Below are 15677 nucleotides of genomic sequence, written 5' to 3'. Positions count from 1 at the left end.
TGAACGACGGAAGGCACCCGCGCGGCTGCACGGATGCCTTCGTTTGGAGGTCAGACCTTGGAGCGAGGGCTCAGGACTGCGTCTTGAGGTAGGCGATCACGTCGTTGATCTTCTTGTCGTCGGGGTAGCCCTGGAAGATCATCTTGGTGCCGGGCACCTTGGTCTTCGGGTTCTTCAGCCACTCGTGAAGGTTGGCCTCGTCCCAGGTGATGCCGGAATTCTTCAGCGCGGCGGAGTAGTTGTAGCCCTCGTAGGTGCCGGCCTTGCGCCCGACGACGCCCTTCAGGTCCGGACCGACGCCGTTCTTCTGAAAGTTGTGGCAGGCCTTGCACGGGGCGAACGCCTTCTCGCCGGCAGCCGCATCACCGGCCTCCTGGGCCTGTGCGGAAAGCGGGATCAAGGCAGCGAGAACGGCGCCGAGAATGAGTGAACGCATGGATTTCCTCCTTTTGGCCGCTGTCGCGGCAGCGTTTGAAGCAGAGCTTTCCTGCCTGGAACAGCTCTAAATGATTACACGCAGATGGTGCAACGGCCTAGCCTTGCGAGGCCGCCGTCCCGCCGCATTCGCTGGCGACCAGACCCTCAACGGCGGGGCCCGTCCTCTGCGGCCTGCGGCCGATGGAAGCTGCATCGGGATGGGCCGACGGCGCCCGGTGTCGGCTGCGCGCTTGCAGTCCGCTCGGGCGAAGACCTAGACAGGATCTGCCGGTCGCCCGCCGGCTCGCGCCCTTCGCGGCGCCGGGAGTGCCCACGATGACCTTCCGCGTCCTGGCGATCTTCGTGACGCTCTGCGGACTTGTCGGAATCGTGATCGCGCTTGTGGACGAGCCGGACCGCCTGTCGGCCGCGTTCGGCAAGCTCGGCGAGGGCGGCATGTGGACGGCGCTGGCCGCCTTCGTCGGGATCGCAGCCTTGCTCGGCTACCGGCGGCGCGACACCGGACGCCCGCATCGACCTTCAGCACGTCGTCGATGAGGTGCAGCCTCGTGGCTCAAAGGCCGTAGAAGCCGCGATACCAGTCGGCGAAGCGCGCGATGCCGAGCGTCAGCGGTGTCGCCGGCCGGAAGCCGGTGTCGCGGGCGAGGTCGTCGATATCCGCGAAGGTGGCCGGCACGTCGCCGGGCTGCATCGGCAGCAGGATCGTTTCGGCCTTGCGCCCGAGCGCCTCTTCGAGAAGCGCGATCATCTGCATCAACTCCACCGGCTCGTTGTTGCCGATGTTGTAGATGCGATACGGCGCCGCGCTGGTGCCCGGATCCGGATCGGCTCCGCTCCAGTCCGGGTTGGGCGCAGCCGGCCTTTCGGCCAGGGCGACGATCCCCTCGACGATGTCGTCGATATAGGTGAAGTCGCGCCGCATCCGGCCCTCGTTGAACACCCGGATCGGCTCTCCGGCCAGGATCGCGCGGGCGAACAGGGACATCGCCATGTCCGGCCGGCCCCAGGGTCCGTACACGGTGAAGAAGCGCAGGCCGGTGGTCGGCAGCCGGTAGAGGTGGCTGTAGCTGTGGGCCATCAGCTCGTTGGCCTTCTTGGTGGCCGCGTAGAGGCTCACCGGATGGTCGACGTTCTGGTGGATCGAGAACGGCATGGCCGTGACCGCGCCGTAGACCGAACTCGAAGACGCGTAGAGCAGGTGCTCGACGCCGCCGTGGCGGCAGGATTCGAGGATATTGAGGAAGCCGACGAGGTTGCTCGCCGCGTAGGCCTGTGGGTTCGTGAGCGAGTAGCGCACGCCGGCCTGTGCCGCGAGGTGGACGACGGTTCGAAAGCCGTGCCGGCCGAACAGCGCATCGAGGCCTGCCGTGTCGGTCAGGTCGAGGCGCGCGAAGCTATAGCCCTGGAACGGATCGAGGCGCCGGAGCCGCGCCTCCTTCAGGCCGACGTCATAATAAGCGTTGACGTTGTCGAGGCCCACGACCTCCCGGCCTGCCTCGAGAAACCGCAGCGCGAGTGCGTTGCCGATGAAGCCGGCGACGCCCGTGATCAGGACAGGTGGCAGGGACATGATCGGACGCCGAGGGCGGGCCGTCCCGCCGAGGTCGGCGTTCTCTATCACGGGCAGACCGCCGATTCACCCGCAGCAGTTTCCTGAAGACAGGTGCCTTGTCGGGCGGGATCGGCGGCGCCTATTCTTCCGATCCGTGAAGACCCACCACAGACCGCTGCCGGACAGCCTGACCCGCATGCTCGCCGCCCCTCCCGGCGGTGGGCGCGGCGCGGCCCGGTCATCCGGGGAGCCTCGCGCTGACGCGCCCGGACAGGTCTCGGCGCACCATGCCCTGGAATCCGCGCTCCTGCGTGGCTTCGTCTACGTCACCTCGGGGCTTGTCTGGCTCCTCGTCCTCGGCCTGGTCGCGCGTCACGTCATGCGCTTAGCGCCGGTGTGCCCGATGGTGGCCTGTGGATATCGGTCGATACCCGATCGGTCTGTTATGAAGATTGGTATCTACGCGACCAAGTCGGGTATCGGACTGCTCGAGAGCGGGGCGCCGCGATCCCGGCCCATCGTTCCGGGCGGGACAGTTGACGAGGATCGGACGATGTCTCTGACCGGGCGGTTCTGGTTCCGCAAATCCTGGACGGGCCGGCTCGTCCTGCTGGTCGAGGAGGTGCGACCGCGCTGGTTCGGTCGTGGAGCCGGAAAGCCGCGCTGGCGCAACGCCCGGCTGATGGACTTCGCGGAGCCGGAATTGCGACCGCTGATGGCCATGGAGAAGCTCCACCGCACGGGGGGCGCCTCCGCCACCGTGCACACCCTCCGGCCGGTCCCCGATGCTTCGGCACGGAGCGCCGCAAACGGCTAGGACGGCTGCTGATTGCGACCGCTCCGATCCCCATCTGGAGCCTGCCGCTCTGCCGGAGCGGTCGACACCGGGGTTGAAGGTCATGCCGCGCTACTTCTTCCACACGCAGATCGGCGACGACGTGATCACCGATGCGACCGGCGTCGCTCTGCGCGATCCGGATCAGGCCTGGGAGAAGGCCCAGGACACGATCCGTGCGGCCCTGGCCGAGGCCCGGGATCAGGCCAGGCTCCTGACCGCCTGCCTGGTGGTCACCGACGAAGCCGGCGACGTCGTTCTGGAATTCCCGTTCAGCGAGGTCGTATCGCTGCCGCCGGACGCGGATCCGACCCTGCATTGAGCGCCCCGCCCCGCGCGCCCTACATCGCGGCGGCCGCCACACGAGGAGCGCCGCCCGAATGGATTCGCCACCGAACGACCTCGACACGCATGCGCTCGGCAAGGCCGCGCCCGGAAAGGGTCTGGCCCGCGAGGCCTGCCCCTATGCCGAAGGCACCGAAGCCCGAGACCGCTGGCTTGCGGGCTACGACGAAGCCGTCTCCGATGGCGCCGAGCCGGTGACGGGGGGAATCGCCAAGCATCCGCCGGCCGGGGAGCCGACTCGCTGATGGATGCCACGACGCAGGTACACGCCGCCGCGCCAGCCCACCCCGCCCTCGACCGCAAGGCGGTCGGGGCCGTGGTGCTCGGCAACGCCCTCGAATTCTACGATTTCACGGTCTACGCGTTCTTCGCGAAGCCGATCGGCGAAGCGTTCTTTCCGGCCACCGACCCGACGCACAGCCTGCTGGCGTCGCTCGCCCTGTTCGGCATCGGTTACGTGATGCGGCCGATCGGCGGCGTGCTGATCGGCGCCTTCGCGGATCGGGCCGGGCGCAAGCCGGCGATGCTGATCACCATCGCGCTGATGGCGCTCGGCATGCTGATGCTGGCCGCATGCCCGTCCTACGCGGCGATCGGCGGCTGGGCACAGGTGATCGTCATCGCGGGCCGTCTCATTCAGGGTCTCGCGCTCGGCGGCGAGGTCGGCCCGTCCACCGCCTACCTGCTCGAGGCGGCACCGCCGGCCAAGCGAGGTTTCGTGACCAGCTGGCAGATCGCCAGCCAGGGCTGCGCGGCCCTGTTCGCCGGCATCATCGCGACCATCCTGGCCCTCGTGGTCGGCGATCAGGCGATGTCGGCCTGGGGCTGGCGGCTGATGTTCGCGCTCGGCCTCTGCGTCGTTCCGGTCGGCTTGGTGATCCGCAGCCACCTGCCCGAGACCGCCGGCGCCGAGGAGGATCCCCACGCTGCCCCCTCGACCCTCGCGGTGGTCGGGCGTCTCCTGCGCGAGCACGGCCGCCTGCTGGGCCTGACCTTCCTGGTCATCGCCGCCTCCACGGTCTCGAACGCCGTCGGCACCAACATGCCGGTCTATGCCGGCGCGACCCTGGGCCTGAGCGAGACCGCCGCGACCGCGGTGCCGATCGCGCTGGGCCTGGCCTCGGTGATCTTCCCGCTGCTGGGGGGCTGGCTGGCGGACCGGGTCGGAAGGCGCCCGGTGATGATCTGGCCGCGGACGCTCATCCTGATCCTGGCGGTCCCGGCCTTCGCCTGGGTGGTGCGATCCCCGAGCGCCATGAGCGTCTACGCCGTGACCTTCCTGCTCTCGGCGCTCTCCTCCATCAACGCCGCGGCGGTGATCGTCGGGATTCCGGAGGCGCTGCCGCGGGCGGTGCGCAGCGCCGGGCTGTCGATCGTCTACGCGCTCTCGGTCTCGGTCTTCGGCGGCAGCACCAACTACGTGATCAACTGGCTGATCGCCGCCACCGGCGACCGGCTCGCCCCGGCCTATTACCTGGCGGCCTTCAGCTTGGTCGGGACGATCGCGGCCTTCCTGCTGCCCGAGACCCGCGGCCGAGACCTGGACGCGGACGTGGAAGCGTAGCCGCGGATGTGCGCTCCCGCACGGCCCGGAAGCGGGGCCGCGCGGGAGCCCGCCTTCGGCGCTAGGTCTCGGCCGGAGCCGGGCCTAGACCGCGCCCATGCCCAGTCCTTCCGAGACGCGCCGCCCGCTGGTCCTCGCCGCGGTGATGGCGGCGATGTTCATGATCGCCATCGAGGCGACCATCGTCTCGACCGCGATGCCGCAGATCGCCGGCCAGCTCGGCGACCTCCACCTGTATGCCTGGGTGTTCGGCTCGTTCCTGCTGACTCAGACCGCCACCACGGTGGTGTTCGGCAAGCTGTCCGACCTCTACGGGCGCCGTCCGGTGCTGCTGTTCGGCATCGCCGTGTTCCTGGCCGGCTCGCTGCTGTGCGGGCTGGCCTGGTCGATGCGTTCCCTGATCCTGTTCCGCCTGGTGCAGGGCGTCGGCGCGGGAGCGATCCAGCCGGTGAGCCTGACGGTGATCGGCGATCTCTACCCGGCCCGGGAGCGCGGCAAGGTCCAGGGTTATCTCGCCAGCGTGTGGGGCATCTCGTCGGTGGCGGGACCCCTGGTCGGGGGCCTGATCATCGGCCATCTCAGCTGGCCGTGGATCTTCTGGATCAATCTGCCCGTGGGTCTCGTCGCGGCGGGCCTGTTCCTGGCCTACCTGCGGGAGAGCGTCGAGCGTCGCAGCCGGCCGATCGACGCACTCGGTGCCGCCCTGTTCACCGCGGCCATCGCCGCGCTGATGATGGCGCTGACGGAGGCCGGCACGTCGGCTTCGGCGGCCCTGTGGCCGGCACTCGGCTTCGTGGTGGCGGCCATCCTGTTCGTGCTCCAGGAGCGCCGGGCCGCCGACCCGATGCTCGACGTCCGCCTGTGGATGCAGCGCCCCATCGCGACCACCAACGCCGCGACGCTGCTCTCCGGCATGACCGTGATCGGGCTCACCGCGTTCCTGCCGATGTACGTCCAGGGCGTCCTACGGCAGTCGCCCCTGATCGCCGGATTGACCCTCACGCTGATGGTGCTCGGCTGGCCGATCGGGGCCACCACGGCGGCCCGCAACTTCGTGCGCTTCGGCCTGCGCCCGACGCTGCTGGTCGGCGCGACGCTGTTGCCGCTGGGCGCCACCGCGTTCGTCGCCCTGGGTTCGGAGACCTCGCCGATCGTGGCCGCCTGCGGCTCGATCGTGATGGGGCTCGGTATGGGTTTCCTGTCCACCGCCGCCATCGTGATCATCCAGGACAGCGTCGCCTGGGCGCAGCGCGGCGCCGCCACCGCCTCGAACATCTTCGCGCGCAACCTCGGCTCGACCCTGGGTGCCACGGCGCTCGGCGCGGTGCTGAACTACCGGCTGGCCCATCCGGCAGACGGCTCACCGGTCGATTCCGGCCAGCTCCGGAGTCTCCTGGAGGATCCCGGCAGCCTCGGCGCCGGCGGCGACGCCATCCGGGACGGGCTGCAGCATGCCCTCCACGGCACGTTCTGGACGGTCTTCGCGGTGGCTCTGCTGACCCTGGTGCTGTCGCTGTTCGTGCCGCGGATCACGATCTCGGACGCCCCGCGCGAATTGGCCGTGGAGTAGGGATCCCTCAAACCTTTGACCTTGCGGCGCAGGCCGCCTAGCGTCCGTCCATGCCCCTCGTGCCGCCTCCGCGCCCCGCAGCCTCGCCCGCGGCGGATATTCCGCCGACCAGCGTGCTCACCGCCAACCAGCCTGAATGGTCGGTCGGCGAGCTGGCGGGCGCGCTCAAGCGGACCCTGGAGGACGCGTTCGGTCATGTGCGCCTGCGCGGCGAGATCTCCGGCTATCGCGGCCAGCACGGCTCCGGCCACGCCTACTTCTCCCTGAAGGACGGCCAGGCGCGGATCGATGCCGTTGTCTGGAAGGGCGTGTTCGGGCGCCTGCGCCAGAAGCCCCAGGAGGGGCTGGAGGTGGTCGCCACCGGCCGCATCACCACTTTCGCGGGGAAATCCTCGTACCAGATCGTGGTCGAAAGCCTCGAGCCGGCGGGCCTCGGCGCCTGGATGGCCCTGCTGGAGGAGCGCAAGAAGCTGCTCACCGCCGAGGGCCTGTTCGCTCCGGAGCACAAGCGGGCCATCCCCTACCTGCCGCGCGTGGTCGGCGTCGTCACCTCGCCCACCGGAGCCGTGATCCGCGATATCCTGCACCGGCTGGAGGACCGCTTCCCGCGCCCCGTGCTGGTCTGGCCGGTACGGGTCCAGGGTGACGGCGCGGCCGAGGAGGTTGCGGCCGCGATCCGCGGTTTCAATGCCCTGGCCCCGGACGGCCCCCTGCCCCGGCCGGACGTGCTGATCGTCGCCCGCGGCGGCGGCTCCATTGAGGATCTGTGGGCGTTCAACGAGGAATGCGTGGTCCGCGCCGCATTCGAGAGCGCGATCCCGCTGATCTCGGCGGTCGGGCACGAGACCGACACCACGCTGATCGACTACGTCTCCGACCGCCGGGCGCCGACCCCGACGGGCGCCGCCGAGATGGCCGTCCCCGTCCGCGCCGACTTGATCGCCACGGTGGCCGACCTGTCCGCTCGGGCGGTCGGGGCGGTCGGCCGGCGGGTCGAGCGCGACCGGTGCGATCTGCGCGCCCTCGCGCGCGCGCTGCCGAGCGCCGATGCCCTGCTGGCGGCCAAGCGCCAGCGCCTCGACCTCGCCGAGGCGCGCCTCGCTCCGGCCTTGGCGGCCGGGGCCAGCCGCCATCGCGCGCGCCTCCAGCTCCTCCTCGACCGGATGGCCCGGCGCTCGCCCGACGTGGCGCTGGCCAACGCCCGGGCGCGCCTGGCGCGGATCGACCATCGGCCGCTCACCGCCCTGCGCAACGACGTCCAGCGCAAGGGCGAGGCCCTGGCCCAACTCGGTCGGCGGCTGGTCGTCGCCCGGGATGCCAGCCTCGAGCGGGCGCGGGCGCTTCAGGCACGCCGCGCCGATCGCCTGGTCGCCCTGTCCGACCGCCTGAATCAGGCAGGCCTGCGGGGCGTCGAGCGCCGCCGCGACCGGCTCGAGGGCCTGGCCCACCTCCTCGGATCGCTCAGCTACCGGGCCGTGCTGGAGCGGGGCTACGTCCTCGTCCGCGACGCCGCGGGCCTGCCGGTCCGCCACGCGGCCGAGGCCGCCGCCGCCAGCCGCCTCAGCCTGCAATTCGCCGACGGGACGGTGAACGCGGTGCCGGACGGGACGTCCGACCCGTCCGTGTCCGCCAAGCCTGCGCGGCGGTCCGCACGGACGGAGCCGTCCGCCGCGGGCAAGCGCACGCAAGCGGGCGCCGCCGCGGCGACCCGGCAGGGTTCGCTGTTCGACGCCTGAGGACGTCTCAGGACGGCTCCGGCCCGACCCGGTAGTGATACCGGTACAGCTCCCGCTCGAAACCCAGCCCGCGGTACAGTGATCGGGCCGGCGTGTTCGCCGCTACCACCTGCAGACAGGCCGCGCGGGCGCCCTGCAAGCGGGCCCAGCGCAGCAGCGCGCCGACGGCCCGCCGGGCGTGGCCCCGTCCCCGCAGCCTCTCGGGTGTCGCCACGGATTCGATCACCAGCAGGTCGCCGTCGCACACGCCGAAGGCCAAGGCACCGATCTCGCCATCGCTCGCCAGAGTCGCGAACGCCCGCGGCAGGATGAGGGCATCGACGGTGGTGCGAAAGGCCTGCGCGGCGGCGGGATCCGCCCGGTTCATGGCGTCCCGCAGGGCCAGCCAGGCGGCATCGGGACTCGGCGCGAGGGTGACCGCCGGGTCCGGCTCGTCGGACAGGCCGTCGAGGTCCCGGAACAGCGTGCAGGTCTCGTCCGCGACGGAGTAAGCGCCGCCTGCCAGCAGCGGCTCCAGCTGCGGTGCGATCCCCGGGACCCGGAAGATCGCCCGGCGTCCCAGCGCGGCGTAGACGGCCTCTCCGGCCCGGATCGCCGGTTCGGGCTGGCCGCTGCCGCGCATCGGATTCAGGGAATTCTGCCGCTTCGAGGTGCCGCCTGCGGCGCGCAGCAGGTAACCGTGGACCAGGAGCTGGCGCTGGCTCGGCCAGGCGTTGAGGCAGGCCTCCTCGACGCGCCAGGCCAGATCGATATCCGACATCCTATGAGTCTCCGCGCGCTTGATCTCATAGCGGTCGGGACGGCGCCACCCCCGGGGCAACCGGAGCCGTGCGGCGTCGCGTACGCTTGAAGCATTCCAGGCTCGCGCAATCTCCTCGTCATGCCCGAACCCGAAATCCTCGTCTGCCTCCATTTCCTGGGCGGCAGCGCCAGAACCTGGGAGCCCGTCTCGCGCGCGCTCGGGGGAACGCCGGTCTGCGTGCCCGTGGATCTGCCGGGCTTCGGCGACGCTGCCGCGGAGACGGGCTTTTCCGTCGATGCGATGGCGGACCATGTGGCGGCAGCGATCCGCGCCCATGCGCCGAGGCGTTTCGCGATCGCGGGTCACAGCATGGGCGCGAAGGTCGCACTCGCCCTCGCGCGCCGGTCCGAGGACGGGGAGCCGGGCCTGGACGGGCTCACCGACTTGATCCTGGTCTCGGGCTCGCCGCCGAGCCCGGAACCGATCCCCGGCGATCGCCGGGCCAGGATGATCGCCTGGATCGATGCCGATCCGGAGACGCGGCTGCGCGAGGCACAGGCTTTCGTATCCGAGAATGTCGGCGGTCCCCTCGACCCGGAGACCGAGGCGCGTGCGGTCGCCGACGTGTTGCAGGCGGCCCCCGCGGCCTGGAAGGCCTGGCTCGAATCGGGTTCCCGCGAGGATCTGTGCCGCCGGATCGGGCTTCTGCGCACCCCGGCGCTGATCCTGGCGGGATCCGAGGATGCCGATCTCGGCGCGGATGCGCAGCGGGCGTTGATGGCGCCGCATCTCGCCCACCATTGCGTCGTCACCGTGGACGGCGTCGGCCATCTCCTGCCACTGGAGCGTCCGGAGGTGATGGCGGATCGCCTGCGCGATCACTGGCGCGACCGCCCGCGTGACGAGGCCGCGCGGGCCGCTCCGGTGCCGCCGGCCTACGCGGCGCTGATCGCGTCCGAGCGGGTCAACAGCCGGCTGCGCGGCGCCCTGGAGACGCGTGGGGAGCCAGACGACCCCGCCTATGCCCCCCAGGCCCTCGACCCGGTGGAACTCGCGATCCTGCGCGCTGCCTGCGGTCGCGTGTTGCCGGAGATCGCCGTCGACCTCGCCGCCCGGCTCGATGCGCGTCTGGCGTCTGGGGCCGGCGACGGCTGGCGGTTCGTGGCCCTGCCACCCGATCCGGAGGCGTATCGCGCCGGCCTGCGCACCCTCGACGCCGCGTCGCGCGCCGCCCACGACCGTCCGTTCGTCGCCCTGGAGGCGCAGGACCAGGATGCGCTGCTGACGCTGGCCGAGCGCGGCGACCTGGCGGTGCCGGACTCCCTCGGCGGACGCCTGGACGGCGACCGGATGCGGTTCTGGTTCGAGGATCTGCGCGCCGACGCGGTGCGCCTGTGGCTCGCCCATCCGGCCGCCCTGGCACGGGTCGGCTTTTCGGGCATCGGCGCCGGCGGCGACCGGCCGGGCCCGATCGCGGACGGGTTGCCCGGCTTCCACGACGTCGGGCTCGATCGGGCGGAATCCTGGGAACCCCAGCCCACACAGGGGGAGACGGTCCGATGAACCTCGACGGGATGCGGACCTACCGCACGGATGAGACCGTCGATGCGGTCATCGTCGGGACCGGGGCCGGCGGCGCGCCGCTCCTCGCCCGACTGGCTGCGGCTGGCCTCAAGGTCGTGGCCCTGGAGGCCGGACCCAACTTCACCCCCGAGCGCTTCGCCTTCGACGAGACGCTGGCGGACCAGATCTACTGGACCGAGGAGCGCCTCAGCGGCGGTTCCACGCCGGAGGCGTTCGGGGCCAACAACAGCGGCACCGGCGTGGGCGGCTCGACGCTGCATTGGGGCGCCTTCGTGCCCCGGGCCGACGCCCGCGACCTCCGGCTTCACACCGAGAGCGGCGAGGGCGTCGACTGGCCGCTCGACTACGACGAGTTGGCGCCGTTCTACGAACGGGTCGAGCGTTTCATCGGCGTCTCGGGGCCGCAATCGTATCCCTGGGATCCCGAGCGCCGCTATCCCCTGCCACCGGTGCCGCGCAACGGCCCGGCGCAGATCATGGCCGGAGCCTGCGATACGCTGGGGATCCGCTGGGCCGACGCGCCCGCGGCGGTGGTCTCGCGCGACTTCGAATCCGAGGGCGGACCCCGGCGCAACGCCTGCATCAATTGCGGCTTCTGCCACCAGGGCTGCCGCAACGGCGCCAAGACCAGCATGGACGTCACCTACCTGCCCCTGGCCGTCACGCACGGGGCGGAGATCCGGGCGGGCGCCTTCGTGCACGGACTCGAGCGCGGCACCGACGGCCGGGTCACCGCAGTGGTCTACACACAGGACGGTCAGGAACGGCGCCAACGCTGCGGGGCGGTATTCCTCTGTGCCGGCGCCGTCGAGACGCCGCGGCTCCTGCTGAATCTGGACCTGGCCAACTCCAGCGATCAGGTCGGCCGCAACTACATGGGCCACGTCGCCACCCAGGTCTGGGGCACCTTCGCCAACGAGGTGCGGATGAACCGCGGCTACCCCTCGTCGCTGATCACGGAGGACTTCATCCGGGCCGGTGCCGACTTCGCCGGCGGCTACCTGATCCAGAGTCTCGGTGTGGTGCCGCTGACCTTCGGCAACGCGGTGGCGCGCGGCCGCGGATTGTGGGGCAAGCCGCTGCTCGATTACCTCGACCGCTACAACCACCTCGCCGGCATCGGCATCAACGGCGAGACGCTGCCCTGCGACGCGAACGTGCTGACCCTGTCCGATGAGACCGACGCGCGCGGGATGCGCAAGGCGCAGATCAGCTTCGGCTACAGTCGCAACGAGGAACGCCTCAACGCGCACGCCACCAAGGTGATGCGCGACCTCTGGGAGGCGGCTGGGGCCGAGGACATCTGGGTGATGGAGCGCGTCGCCCACACGATCGGCACCTGCCGGATGGGGCGCGACGGGTCGAGCGCCGTGGTCGATCCGGTCGGTCGCAGCTTCGACATAGACAACCTGTGGATCTGCGACGGCTCGACCTTCCCGAGTTCCCTCGCCGCGAACCCGGCCCTGACCATCATGGCGCTGTCCCTGCGCACCGCGGAGGCGTTCCTGGCCGCCGGACGCTGAGATCAACCGGCCTCGCCGCGCAGCTCCGCCAGCCCGCGGCGCTGCCGGCCGTCGGCATCGAAGTTCGCCGGGTCGAGCCAGGCCGCGAAGCCGGCGTGGATACGCGGCCACTCGGCGTCGGTGATCGAGAACCACGCCGTGTCGCGGGAGCGGCCCTTCACCACGACGGCGTTGCGGAAGATCCCCTCGAAGGTGAAGCCGAGGCGCAGCGCCGCCGCCCGGGACGGGGCGTTGAGGCTGTCGCATTTCCACTCGTAGCGGCGGTAGCCGAGTTCGTCGAAGGCCCGAGCCATCATGAGTGCCATCGCCTCGGTGGAGGCGGGCGAGCGCTGAAGGCTCGGGCCGAAATGCAGGTGGCCGACCTCGATGACGCCGTTGCCGGGGTCGATCCTCAGGTAGGAGGCGATCCCCAGCGGCGCCCCGGTCGCCCGGTCGAGGACGGCGTGGAACAGCGGGTCCTGGCTCTGCGCCTGGGCGTCGAGGCGGACGCGGTAGGCTGCCTCGCTGTCGGGCATCTCGTCGCCGAGATAGGTCCAGCCGCGCCGGTCCGGCGCCGCATCGTAGGCGGCAAACAGCCCCGCGGCATGCGCTTCGGCATCGAGCGGCACGACCCTGCAGGTGCGGCCCTCCATGGGCGTCCGCGGCGGGCGCGGACGCGGGGTCCAGTCCGGCAGGGCCGGGCCGATCGGCTGGCCGAAGGCGTTGAGGCGGGCGCTCACGATCCGCTCCGCTCGGCGACCATGTCGGCCAGGACGGTTTCGCCATCCGCGCGCATCCCGGCGATCACCCCGGCCCGATCGGCCTCCGGTCTGTTCTGGCTCATCTTCCACTTCCCCTCGATGCGGGCGATCGGGATCTCGATGCCGACGATGGCCCTCATCTGGGCCGCCACGAAGGACGCGGGCGCGTCGTCCACCGCCCAGGACGCGGCGCGCGGCGCCTCGCGCAGGGCGGTGAGGTCGGCGATCTGGCGCCGGAGCCAGTCCGCGTCCTCGATCACCCGTGGCCGGCCCCAGACGTGGACCGTGGCGTAGTTCCAGGTCAGCACCACCCGCCCGTGCTCCTGCTTGCTCGCGTACCAGCCCGGGGTGACGTAGCCCTGTGGTCCCTGGAACACGACGAGGCAGTCCTCGGTCTCGGCGAGCGCCTGCGCTTGCGGGTTGGCGCGGGCGAGATGGGCGCGCAGGGTGCCGTGCGTGCCCGCTTCGTCCAGCAGGAACGGGATCGGGTTGGCGATCAGGCCGCCCGCGCCGCCGGCGACCAGCAGGCCGAGCGGATAGGTCCGGATCAGCCCGTGCTGCGCCGCGTGCGTGTCATCGCGGAAGTGTGGCGGCTGGTACATCGAGCCAAGTCCTTGTTGCGGGATCCTGCTTGACCGTACGGCGGACCAGGCGAAAGGTCCGGTTTTCGAAATCCGACTGGACCACTTGCCGCCATGGCCCGAGGCCCGCTGCCGCTGCCCGTCAGCCTCGATCCGGTGTCGCCGACGCCCTTGCACGTCCAACTCCGCGAAGGCTTGCGCGGGGCGATCCTCGACCGCCGCCTCCCGCGTGGAACGCGGCTGCCGGCGTCCCGCATGCTGGCGGCCGATCTCGGCTGCGCCCGCGGCACCGTGGTCCTCGCCCTGGAGCAGCTGATCGCCGAGGGTTACCTCACGGCGCGGACCGGATCGGCCACCCGGGTCGCCGCGACCCTGCCGGACGACACCCTTCCCCGGCCGGATGGGGCGGCACGGCCGGCGCTTGCGGCGGCTCCGAACCTGTCGCGCCGGGGTGCCCGCCTGATCGCGGCGCCGGCCCGGCGGTTCATGGCCGGCCCCGGCGTGCCCGACGCCTTCGCGCTGGGCCGGCCCGCGCTGGACGCGTTCCCGTACGCGGTCTGGGCGCGGTTGCTCCAGGCCGAGTGGCGTCACGGACCGGCCGAGCGGACCGATCCCCGCGGCTCGCCGGCACTCCGGGCTTCCATCGCGGCCTATTTGGCGCAGGCGCGGGGCGTGGCCTGCGAGGCCGACGACGTGATCGTCACGGCGGGCATCCGCCAGAGCCTGCGCCTGCTGGCCGATTTGCTGCTCGATCCCGGGGAGCGGGCCCTGGTGGAAGAGCCGGGCTTCCCCGGTATCGCCCTGGCCCTCGCGAGCGGTGGCCTGATCCCGGTGCCGGTCTCGGTCGGACCGGGCGGGCTATCGGTGAGCGCCGCCGGGCCGCGCCTGCAGGGTGCGCGCCTCGCCGTGGTGACGCCGGCGCAGCATTATCCGCTGGGCCACGCCATGAGCCTGGAGAACCGCCTCGACCTCCTGGCCTGGGCGGAATCCGTATCGGGCTGGATCGTCGAGGACGATTACGACGGGGCCTACCGGTATGCGGGGCGGCCGCTGGCCCCGCTGCGGGCGCTCGATCGCGGCGGACGGGTGATCTACGTCGGCAGCTTCTCCAAGCTGCTGCTCCCCGCGCTTGGCCTCAGTTACCTGGTCCTGCCGCGGGGCCTCGTGGCGCCGGTGCATCAGGCCCTCGCCGAGACCGGCCCGGCACCCCCGGGCATCGGCCAATGGGCGCTGGCCCGCTTCATCGAGGAGGGGCATCTCGCCGGCCACCTGCGGCGGACCCGGCGGCTCTACGCCCTGCGCCAGGAAGCCCTGGTCGAGGCGGCCCACCGCCATGCCGCCGATGTGGTCGCGGTCGCCGCCATGGAGGGCGGGATGCACCTCATCGCGCGCTCCGGTCCGGCCTGGCCGGCCGCGCTCGGCGATGCCGAGGCCGTCGCGCGGCTCGACCGAGCCGGGATCTCCGCGGTCGCGCTCTCGGCCTACCATGTCGGTCCCCCGGAGCCGGGGCTGTTGCTCGGCTACGCGGCCGTGCCCGAGCGGGTGATCGAGCCGGCGGTTCGGCGCATGGCCGAGACCCTGCGGGCGGCCGGGTGAGAGCCGTTCGGTCGTATACCCACAGTCGAACGGGGGTTCCGAACGCCGAAAATCCCAATCTGTCCCTCGTCCTGAGGCGTGAGCGACGCGTGCCTCGAAGGAGGCCTCCAGGAATCGCGCGGCTGGCTGGAGGGCTCCTTCGAGGCCTCCGCTGCGCTCCGTCGCCTCGGAATGAGGGCGAGGATGGGATGGACCGATCGAGCGGCGGGGGCGGGCCTTACAGAAGTCCTGGTGGTCATTCACCGCGCGGCGTCAGCGTCACGGTAACGGGGCCGCGGCCCGCGCGCAGTTCCAGGTTCCGGAGGGTCTTGGGCCGCACGGTCGCGCCGCTCGACGGGCTGACGCGCTGCACCCGCTCGCCGTCGATGCGCAGGCTGACCACGCCCTCCGCGGTGATCCGCAGCGACGCGACGTTCCGGAAGGATTTCAGCGGCACCGGAGTCCAGGCCGCCCCGACCTCGATCCGTATTGGTGCCGGGACGACGTCGCGGCGCGCCAAGGCGAGGGCCGCGAGACCGATGATCGCCGCGAGCGCCAGGACGGCCTGACGGACGCGGGCGAGTCTCCCGGGCCGACGCGGGGCCCGGCGTACCGTCCAGACCGGTTTCGGGGGCGCCGGGGCCGGCTTGGCCGGCGGTTGAGGCGGTCCCTCCTGCGGCGGCGCAGGTTCCGGGGCGATGTCGGCCGGCGGCGCCTTAAGCGCCTCTGGTGGCGGTGGCGGTGGCGGTGGCGACGGGGGAATCGGCGATTGGGCCTTCGGGCGTCGCTGCTCGGCGCCGCAGAACGGGCAGAACCGCACCGGAACGTGGAGGCCGCGGTCGCAAGCGGAGCAGCGCGAGGGCGCGGTCGGAATGTCGGCGGTCACGGCGGA

The 15677-nt window shown here is 71.6% G+C and carries 16 protein-coding genes; 10 read left to right on the top strand and 6 right to left on the bottom strand.

The features are described 5' to 3' along the window. Positions 1-70: 70 nt before the first annotated feature. Positions 71-436, bottom strand: a complete 366-nt coding sequence (locus tag FV233_RS00180; RefSeq protein ID WP_147852879.1) for a cytochrome c family protein — start codon at positions 434-436, stop codon at positions 71-73. A 317-nt stretch (positions 437-753) separates the two neighbouring features. Here FV233_RS00180 and FV233_RS30070 point away from each other — a divergent pair, with 317 nt between their 5' ends. Next, positions 754-975, top strand: a complete 222-nt coding sequence (locus FV233_RS30070; protein WP_187278021.1) for a hypothetical protein — start codon at positions 754-756, stop codon at positions 973-975. Between the two features lie 16 nt (positions 976-991). Here the strand turns inward: FV233_RS30070 and FV233_RS00170 are convergent, their stop codons facing one another. After that, positions 992-2008: an NAD-dependent epimerase gene (locus FV233_RS00170; RefSeq protein ID WP_147896270.1), complete on the bottom strand. Its 1017-nt coding sequence runs from the start codon at positions 2006-2008 to the stop codon at positions 992-994. 535 nt (positions 2009-2543) lie between these two features. Here FV233_RS00170 and FV233_RS00160 point away from each other — a divergent pair. The 6 genes from FV233_RS00160 (at position 2544) to xseA (ending at position 8040) form a co-directional block, all read left to right on the top strand. Beyond that, complete coding sequence (locus FV233_RS00160; RefSeq protein WP_147896326.1) at positions 2544-2807, top strand: hypothetical protein; 264 nt, start codon at positions 2544-2546, stop codon at positions 2805-2807. Positions 2808-2889: 82 nt separating this feature from the next. Further along, positions 2890-3147 carry a hypothetical protein gene (locus FV233_RS00155; RefSeq protein ID WP_147852874.1) on the top strand — a complete coding sequence of 86 codons (258 nt, stop codon included), beginning with the start codon at positions 2890-2892 and terminating at the stop codon, positions 3145-3147. A gap of 58 nt (positions 3148-3205) precedes the next feature. Then, the gene (locus FV233_RS00150) at positions 3206-3415 is read left to right on the top strand and encodes an Rmf/CrpP family protein (protein ID WP_147852873.1); all 210 of its coding nucleotides are present in this window, start codon (positions 3206-3208) and stop codon (positions 3413-3415) included. Further along, on the top strand, positions 3415-4734 hold the full coding sequence (locus tag FV233_RS00145) for an MFS transporter (protein WP_147852872.1): 1320 nt from the start codon (positions 3415-3417) through the stop codon (positions 4732-4734). The genes FV233_RS00150 and FV233_RS00145 overlap by 1 nt, the downstream gene beginning before the upstream one ends. A gap of 97 nt (positions 4735-4831) precedes the next feature. Then, on the top strand, positions 4832-6304 hold the full coding sequence (locus FV233_RS00140) for an MDR family MFS transporter (protein WP_147896269.1): 1473 nt from the start codon (positions 4832-4834) through the stop codon (positions 6302-6304). A 50-nt stretch (positions 6305-6354) separates the two neighbouring features. After that, positions 6355-8040 (top strand): exodeoxyribonuclease VII large subunit, encoded by a 1686-nt coding sequence (gene xseA, locus FV233_RS00135; protein ID WP_147896268.1) that lies wholly within the window; start codon positions 6355-6357, stop codon positions 8038-8040. Between the two features lie 7 nt (positions 8041-8047). On the opposite strand, the gene FV233_RS00130 is transcribed toward xseA, so the two are convergent. Then, complete coding sequence (locus FV233_RS00130) at positions 8048-8800, bottom strand: GNAT family N-acetyltransferase (RefSeq protein ID WP_147896267.1); 753 nt, start codon at positions 8798-8800, stop codon at positions 8048-8050. Positions 8801-8920: 120 nt separating this feature from the next. Here FV233_RS00130 and FV233_RS00125 point away from each other — a divergent pair, with 120 nt between their 5' ends. Both FV233_RS00125 and FV233_RS00120 read left to right on the top strand, forming a co-directional pair. Beyond that, positions 8921-10345, top strand: a complete 1425-nt coding sequence (locus FV233_RS00125) for an alpha/beta fold hydrolase (RefSeq protein ID WP_147896266.1) — start codon at positions 8921-8923, stop codon at positions 10343-10345. Beyond that, positions 10342-11889 (top strand): GMC family oxidoreductase, encoded by a 1548-nt coding sequence (locus FV233_RS00120; protein ID WP_147896265.1) that lies wholly within the window; start codon positions 10342-10344, stop codon positions 11887-11889. The genes FV233_RS00125 and FV233_RS00120 overlap by 4 nt, the downstream gene beginning before the upstream one ends. 2 nt (positions 11890-11891) lie before the next feature. Here FV233_RS00120 and FV233_RS00115 read toward each other — a convergent pair whose 3' ends face one another. Together FV233_RS00115 and FV233_RS00110 are read right to left on the bottom strand one after the other, a co-directional pair. Next, positions 11892-12608: a GNAT family protein gene (locus FV233_RS00115; RefSeq protein WP_147896264.1), complete on the bottom strand. Its 717-nt coding sequence runs from the start codon at positions 12606-12608 to the stop codon at positions 11892-11894. Further along, positions 12605-13231, bottom strand: coding sequence for an FMN-binding negative transcriptional regulator (locus FV233_RS00110; RefSeq protein WP_147896263.1), 627 nt, complete (start codon positions 13229-13231; stop codon positions 12605-12607). Before FV233_RS00110 ends, FV233_RS00115 begins: the two co-directional genes overlap by 4 nt. Positions 13232-13324: 93 nt before the next feature. Between FV233_RS00110 and FV233_RS00105 the strand changes: the two genes are divergently transcribed. Further along, positions 13325-14806: a PLP-dependent aminotransferase family protein gene (locus FV233_RS00105; protein WP_147896262.1), complete on the top strand. Its 1482-nt coding sequence runs from the start codon at positions 13325-13327 to the stop codon at positions 14804-14806. 235 nt (positions 14807-15041) lie between these two features. Here the strand turns inward: FV233_RS00105 and FV233_RS00095 are convergent, their stop codons facing one another. Further along, positions 15042-15671 carry a hypothetical protein gene (locus tag FV233_RS00095; protein WP_147896261.1) on the bottom strand — a complete coding sequence of 210 codons (630 nt, stop codon included), beginning with the start codon at positions 15669-15671 and terminating at the stop codon, positions 15042-15044. Positions 15672-15677: the final 6 nt, after the last annotated feature.

It is taken from the genome of Methylobacterium sp. WL7, from assembly GCF_008040085.1.
Taxonomy (GTDB): Bacteria; Pseudomonadota; Alphaproteobacteria; order Rhizobiales; family Beijerinckiaceae; genus Methylobacterium; species Methylobacterium mesophilicum.
The sequence above is the reverse complement of the archived record's forward strand: the minus strand, read 5'-3'. Positions and strand labels throughout refer to the sequence as shown.

What these genes read in the sequence shown, in the direction of transcription:
- FV233_RS00180 (WP_147852879.1), bottom strand. Translation starts at nt 436, where the DNA reads ATGCGTTCACTCATTCTCGGCGCCGTTCTCGCTGCCTTGATCCCGCTT.
- FV233_RS30070 (WP_187278021.1), top strand. Translation starts at nt 754, where the DNA reads ATGACCTTCCGCGTCCTGGCGATCTTCGTGACGCTCTGCGGACTTGTC.
- FV233_RS00170 (WP_147896270.1), bottom strand. Translation starts at nt 2,008, where the DNA reads ATGTCCCTGCCACCTGTCCTGATCACGGGCGTCGCCGGCTTCATCGGC.
- FV233_RS00160 (WP_147896326.1), top strand. Translation starts at nt 2,544, where the DNA reads ATGTCTCTGACCGGGCGGTTCTGGTTCCGCAAATCCTGGACGGGCCGG.
- FV233_RS00155 (WP_147852874.1), top strand. Translation starts at nt 2,890, where the DNA reads ATGCCGCGCTACTTCTTCCACACGCAGATCGGCGACGACGTGATCACC.
- FV233_RS00150 (WP_147852873.1), top strand. Translation starts at nt 3,206, where the DNA reads ATGGATTCGCCACCGAACGACCTCGACACGCATGCGCTCGGCAAGGCC.
- FV233_RS00145 (WP_147852872.1), top strand. Translation starts at nt 3,415, where the DNA reads ATGGATGCCACGACGCAGGTACACGCCGCCGCGCCAGCCCACCCCGCC.
- FV233_RS00140 (WP_147896269.1), top strand. Translation starts at nt 4,832, where the DNA reads ATGCCCAGTCCTTCCGAGACGCGCCGCCCGCTGGTCCTCGCCGCGGTG.
- xseA (WP_147896268.1), top strand. Translation starts at nt 6,355, where the DNA reads ATGCCCCTCGTGCCGCCTCCGCGCCCCGCAGCCTCGCCCGCGGCGGAT.
- FV233_RS00130 (WP_147896267.1), bottom strand. Translation starts at nt 8,800, where the DNA reads ATGTCGGATATCGATCTGGCCTGGCGCGTCGAGGAGGCCTGCCTCAAC.
- FV233_RS00125 (WP_147896266.1), top strand. Translation starts at nt 8,921, where the DNA reads ATGCCCGAACCCGAAATCCTCGTCTGCCTCCATTTCCTGGGCGGCAGC.
- FV233_RS00120 (WP_147896265.1), top strand. Translation starts at nt 10,342, where the DNA reads ATGAACCTCGACGGGATGCGGACCTACCGCACGGATGAGACCGTCGAT.
- FV233_RS00110 (WP_147896263.1), bottom strand. Translation starts at nt 13,231, where the DNA reads ATGTACCAGCCGCCACACTTCCGCGATGACACGCACGCGGCGCAGCAC.
- FV233_RS00105 (WP_147896262.1), top strand. Translation starts at nt 13,325, where the DNA reads ATGGCCCGAGGCCCGCTGCCGCTGCCCGTCAGCCTCGATCCGGTGTCG.